The following is a 2,805-nucleotide window of genomic DNA, read 5'->3' as shown; positions in this document are numbered from 1 at the left end:
CCCCGCGCCCCTGAGGCAGCGGCTCCGCCGCGCCTCATGAGGGCGCACGGGGCGCGCCTTCAGGGGGCCCATCGGGGAAGACTGCGGCGAAGCCGCACGTCTTCAGGGGCGCGGGGAACTGCGCGAGCAACCACGACGCACCCGCGGCAGGCGACGCACCCAAACCCCTACGGCGCGACCCCTTACAGCCGCTCCACGATCGTGGCGATGCCCATCCCGCCCCCCACGCACAACGTGGCCAGCCCGTATCGGAGGTCCCGCCGCTCCAGCTCGTCGACGAGCGTTCCCAGGATCATCGCGCCGGTGGCGCCCAACGGGTGCCCCATGGCGATGGCCCCGCCGTTCACGTTGACCTTGTCCAGAGACAGCCCCATGTCCTTCACGAAACGCAGCACAACCGCCGCGAACGCCTCGTTGATCTCGACGAGGTCGATGTCGTCGATGGTGAGCCCCGCCTTGGCGAGGGCCTTGCGCGTCGCGGGCGCGGGCCCGGTCAGCATGATCAGCGGCTCGGAGCCGGAGACGGCCGCGGAGACGATCCGCGCACGCGGCGCGAGGCCGTACCGCTCGCCGACCTCCTTGGTGCCGACGGCGACCAGCGAGGCGCCGTCGACGATGCCGGAGGAGTTGCCCGCGTGGTGGACGTGGTCGATCTCCTCGATCCAGTGGTACTTCTGCAGCGCGACCGCGTCGAAGCCGCCCATGTCGCCGATGTCCTTGAAGGACGGCTTGAGCCCCGCGAGGGAGTCCGCGGTGGTGCCGGGGCGCATGTGCTCGTCGTGGTCGAGGACGACAAGGCCGTTGCGGTCCTTGACCGGGACGACCGACCTCTCGAAGCGGCCGTCCTTCCAGGCCGCGGCGGCCCGCTCCTGGGAAAGCGCCGCGTACTCGTCGACGTCACGCCGGGAGAAGCCCTCGATCGTGGCGATCAGGTCGGCGCCGATGCCCTGGGGCGCGAAGTTCGTCTCGAAGTTGGTCATCGGGTCGTTGAACCAGGCGCCGCCGTCGGAGGCCATCGGCACCCTGGACATCGACTCGACCCCACCCGCGAGGACGAGGTCCTCCCAGCCCGAACGGACCTTCATCGCGGCGAGGTTGACGGCCTCGAGGCCCGAGGCACAGAAGCGGTTCTCCTGGACGCCCGCGACCGTGTCGGGCAGGCCCGCGGCGATGGCGGCGATCCGCGCGATGTCGGAGCCCTGGTCGCCGACGGGTCCGACGACACCGAGGACGATGTCGTCGATGGCGGCCGGGTCGAGCCCGGGGAACCTGTCCCGCAGCTCGTGGATCAGGCCGACGACGAGGTCGATCGGCTTGGTGCCGTGCAGGGCGCCACTGGCCTTGCCGCGTCCGCGCGGAGTGCGGATCGCGTCGTATACGTACGCTTCGGTGGTCACGCGAGTGCCTTTCGGGGGTGTCCGGGAGGGTTCAGGGGCCTGAGAGGTCAGCCGAGGAGCGAGCGGCCGATGATCTCCTTCATGATCTCGGTCGTACCGCCGTAAATGGTCTGGACGCGTCCGTCGGTGAAGGCCTTCGCGACGCGGTACTCCGTCATATAGCCGTAGCCGCCGTGCAGTTGAAGGCAGCGGTCGGCCACCCGCTTCTGCAGCTCGGTGGCCCACCACTTGGCCATCGAGGCGTGGACCGCGTCGAGTTCCCCGTTCGAGTGATCGACGATGCACCGGTCGAGGAACGTGCGGGTGACGGCGCACTCGGTGGCCATCTCGGCGATCTCGAAGCGGATGTGCTGGAGCTTGGCCAGCGGCCGTCCGAAGGCCTCGCGCTCCTTGACGTACGTCGTGGTGATGTCCAGCAGGTGTTCGGCGGCGGCGATCCCGGCGACAGCGATGCCCATGCGCTCCTGTGCGAGGTTCGTCATCAGGTGCACGAAGGCGCCGTTGAGTTCACCGAGGAGGTTCTCCTTCGGGACGCGTACGTCGTGGAAGAACAGCTCGGCGGTGTCCTGGGCCTTCTGGCCGATCTTGTCGAGGTTGCGGCCCCGCTCGAAGCCCTCCATGCCGCGCTCGACGACGAGCAGGGAGAGCCCGTGCGCGCCGCCTTCGGGGGAGGTCTTGGCGACGACGATGACGAGGTCGGCGAGGATGCCGTTCGAGATGAACGTCTTGGAGCCGTTGAGCACCCAGTGGTCGCCGCGGTCCTCGGCGGCGGTGCGGATGCCCTGGAGGTCGGAGCCCGCGCCGGGCTCGGTCATGGCGATGGCCGTGATCGTCTCGCCGGTGCAGAAGCCCGGCAGCCAGCGGCGCTTCTGCTCCTCGGTGGCGAGCGAGGTCAGATAGGGGCCGATGATGTCGTTGTGCAGGCCGACCGCGAGCCCGGCGGCGCCCGCGCGCGTGAACTCCTCGGCGAGGACGGCGGAGTAACGGAAGTCGTCGTTCCCGCCACCGCCGTACTCCTCCGGGACGGCGAGCCCGAGCAGCCCCTGCCTGCCGGCCGCGAGCCAGGCCTCGCGGGAGACGATGCCGTCCTTCTCCCACTGCTCGTAGTGCGGGAGCACTTCCTTGGCGAGGAAGGTGCGGACGGTCTCGCGGAACGCGTCGTGCTCGGCGGAGAAGATCTGCCGTTTCATCTGTACGTGGCCTCCTGGGGCCCGCTCTCAGGGCCAGCCCTTTGCGGTTTCGGTCAACTCAGCCAGCTCGGCCGACTCGGTCAACTCGGTCAACTCGGCTTCGACGGTGGTGCGAGGGCCGGTACGTCCCAGTCGCGGGCCACATCAGCGGTGTCGGCGCCCGGCTGCGCGGGGCCGGTGCGCACCCGCGTCGGGGTCGCGGAGAAGCGGGGCGCGGG

General features: G+C 70.0%; 2 protein-coding genes and 1 pseudogene. All 3 read right to left on the bottom strand.

Going from position 1 to position 2,805, the window contains the following annotated elements; all coding sequences use genetic code 11:
* Window positions 1-182 precede the first annotated feature (182 nt).
* Entirely contained in the window at window positions 183-1,397 is a 1,215-nt protein-coding gene (locus tag GKQ77_RS31115; protein WP_219692464.1) for an acetyl-CoA C-acetyltransferase, read from the bottom strand.
* 47 nt (window positions 1,398-1,444) lie between these two features.
* The gene (locus GKQ77_RS31110) at window positions 1,445-2,587 is read right to left on the bottom strand and encodes an acyl-CoA dehydrogenase family protein (RefSeq protein ID WP_219692463.1); all 1,143 of its coding nucleotides are present in this window, start codon (window positions 2,585-2,587) and stop codon (window positions 1,445-1,447) included.
* 89 nt (window positions 2,588-2,676) lie between these two features.
* Window positions 2,677-2,805, bottom strand: a pseudogene (locus GKQ77_RS33755) (CoA transferase); the annotation flags it as partial.

Origin of the sequence: Streptomyces anatolicus, assembly GCF_019400875.1 — a bacterium.
In the GTDB taxonomy this organism is placed as follows: Bacteria; Actinomycetota; Actinomycetes; order Streptomycetales; family Streptomycetaceae; genus Streptomyces; species Streptomyces anatolicus.
Note: the sequence above shows the minus strand (reverse complement) of the source record. Positions and strands in the feature narration are given on the sequence as shown.